We start from the raw sequence: 3,106 nt of genomic DNA, 5'->3' as shown, positions 1-3,106 counted from the left end.
TAATAAAATTAATTTCATTTCATATCGAATGTATTAGTAGGGATATTAATGTTTTTTTCTAAAAATAAACAAAACGAAATAGCTTCTCTAAAAGCTGAACTTTACCCATTACAACAAGTATGGGAAGGGCTTTACCGAGAGATGTTAGTACTAAACATTCTTTATGATGGCCGAATTTCGCACGCCAATGATAAGTTTTTAGAAAACCTAGGCTACAGTGAAGATGATCTAACTAATAATTCTTTTGACGATTTTATTACAGATTCGTCTCGTCAATCTTCAGAATTTAAAAGCCTACAGCAAGCTATTAAAAAAGAAGGGCATTGGGGCGGTGCATTGCAAGTTATGCGCAGCGATGGTAAAGCTGAATGGTTACGTTTAATAGTACATCCAGTAAAAGGGGAGCAAGATCAGTTGCTCTATTTTTCTATATTCGGAAGTGTACTTACAAAAACAATTACGGCTTCTCGGGAGCAAAGCGATACTATTAAAGCGATATATCGCTCTATGGCGGTAATTGAATTTGATTTAGAAGGCCATGTCTTAAAAGCAAATGATCAGTTTTTAGCTGCAATGGGTTATCAAGAAAGTGAAATACTAGGTAAACATCACCGTACGTTTTGTGAGGCTTCAGAGTATAACTCCCAAGAGTATCTGCAATTTTGGGCTAAATTAAGAGAAGGTAAGTTTATTGCTGAGCGTTTTAAGCGTGTAGATAAACATGGAAACATTGTTTGGCTAGAAGCGTCATATAACCCAATCTCAAATGACGCGAATGAGCTTTATAAAGTAATGAAGTTTGCAACTGTTATCACTGATCAAGTAAATCAAGAAATTGCGATATCACAAGCTGCCGAAATTGCTTATAGCACCTCAACCCAAACTGATAAAAAAGCAGAGCAAGGCGCGAGCGTTATACAAGATACAGTCGCAGTAATGACTGAGCTGGCTATTAACATGGAGCAAGCTGCAAATGAAATTTCAGCGCTTGATCAGCAGTCGCAACAAATATCGAGTATTGTACAAAGCATTAGTAGTATTGCTGAGCAAACAAATTTATTAGCATTAAATGCCGCAATTGAAGCGGCAAGAGCTGGCGAGCAGGGGCGAGGCTTTGCTGTGGTTGCAGATGAAGTGCGATTGCTTGCATCGCGTACCTCAAAAGCAACAGAAGAAATTGTAGAAGTTGTACAGCGCAACCAATCACAAACCCAAAATACGGTGGCTGTAATAGAAAAAGGTAAAGAGAAGGCAGAGCAAGGCTTGGCGTTATCTAAAGAATCTGGTGAAGTGATGCAAGAGATCCAACAAGGTGCACAAGAAGTTGTAAATGCGATTGGGCAATTTACCAGTGAACTTAAAGCTAACGGTTAGATTAGCTTCGTCCTTATTCTAAAGCGGGCACTTTCAATGGTATCCGCTTTAATCTTACTACCCTCAATATACCCCTTGAAACCCATCTAATAATTTCAAATATAACAACTATACCTCTATTAACTCATTAATCAGTATGAAATAAGTTTCTTCTCTTCCCTAAATGATAATAAGTTGTTGCATTTTTGTTCGTTGTTCCTAATACTAGAGTCTGTTGATCTTTCAAGGTTAAATTTGCAGCAGTCTGTTTGGTATTTAGGCAAGGCAGAGCCTAAGTAGTGTGGTTGTTCCCCATAAATAGGCGATAACGTAGCATTAATGCCAAACAGACGCTGCCCAAAGGGTACTTCCTAGAGGCTATTTACTCTTTGTTGCTCGGGTTTTACTTATTCTTACATGGATGTAAGCCAGTAGAGTAACGCAGGAGCAGTTACCGAGCCCACTAGGTTACAAATCTCGCGCCGTGATTAAATAGCCTCTAGTTTGAACAAATTTTAATCCGCAAAGAACAACAGACCCTAGTGAACACCTAAGCTGACAAGCTTATGTAAACCAACATGAATACCTTAAATGATAATAAAATATTAAGTACACAACATTAAGGAATTGTATGAACAACACAAAGCGCACACACAAATTAATTAAGCCAAGCCACCTAATTGGTGCGGGGTTAGCTATGTTAATGAGCTTTTCTGCAGCGAGTAAAGACTACAAAATTATATTAATTCATGGGTTACAAACTTCGCAAATAACAAATAAGTCGGGTAGTGATGTAATCAATGATGGTGAAACATATTGGCAATCGTACTGGAATAATCGTGCAGATGAGCGAATTGATTGGCCTGCTTATGAACGTATTGAAGGTAAAATTGCTACCGATTGGGTGTGGCCAAAGCTAAAGCAAATTTCACGCTCTAATTTATGCAGTGATGGCTGTGTATTTGTAACACATTCAACAGGAGACTTAGTTGCACGCCATATTATTGATAATCAAGAAAACTGGTTAGAAAACGAAGGCTTAGAGCCGCTTAATATTGTTGCTACGTTTGATTTAGCAGGCGCGGGTGGTGGAAGTGAGCTGGCTGACGTAGCTGTTAGTGCTTTAACTGGCGCATCATGGAACTTTGCGGTCGATGCTGCACTCAAATGGTGGCTAGGAAGTGATGTAACCGAAGCTGTTGGTGTATTACACGATTTAAAAGTAAACAATGCACGTAAAATTTCACCATTCCCAGATGCACGTACGCCACGTTTACGCTTTGTTGCCGATGGAAATGCATATTTGGGTTTAACGGGTGGTTTTTTAAAAGGCAATGATGATTCGGTTGTTGCATCGCACTCTTCATGTGGTGCCAGTTCGGCTGGCTCGTTTGGAAGTTGTAGCAGCAGTATTGATACAAATGGCCATTTAAAATCGCAAGGTGATGCAGTAAGTAGCTTTATGCCAAACCATTATCCAATGATGATGAGTGACAGTTATAGCCATAACGAAATACATAACGCGCAGCGAAAAGGTAATGTAACAATAGCCATGAATAACGTAAATGTGGAAGGTGACACTGTAGGTTTTAATACGTTTGATAAAACTACAGGTAGTTGGTTTTGGAAAAAACAATATCGTTATATTAAGGATTCAAATAATTTAAGCGCATCAGCACTTATTTATAATGTGATTCCATAACATACAAGGCGTGTAGTTAAAAACTATACGCCTTATAAAAGATTGAAATAT

2 protein-coding genes are annotated in these 3,106 nt (G+C 38.5%); both read left to right on the top strand.

Going from position 1 to position 3,106, the window contains the following annotated elements; genetic code table 11:
- Positions 1-48 precede the first annotated feature (48 nt).
- Entirely contained in the window at positions 49-1,374 is a 1,326-nt protein-coding gene (locus GQR46_RS18165; RefSeq protein WP_007585625.1) for a PAS domain-containing methyl-accepting chemotaxis protein, read from the top strand.
- 610 nt (positions 1,375-1,984) lie between these two features.
- Complete coding sequence (locus tag GQR46_RS18160) at positions 1,985-3,055, top strand: hypothetical protein (RefSeq protein ID WP_007585627.1); 1,071 nt, start codon at positions 1,985-1,987, stop codon at positions 3,053-3,055.
- Positions 3,056-3,106: the final 51 nt, after the last annotated feature.

It is taken from the genome of Pseudoalteromonas sp. Z1A6, from assembly GCF_011378745.1.
GTDB classification, from domain to species: Bacteria; Pseudomonadota; Gammaproteobacteria; order Enterobacterales; family Alteromonadaceae; genus Pseudoalteromonas; species Pseudoalteromonas arctica.
Note: the sequence above shows the minus strand (reverse complement) of the source record. Positions and strands in the feature narration are given on the sequence as shown.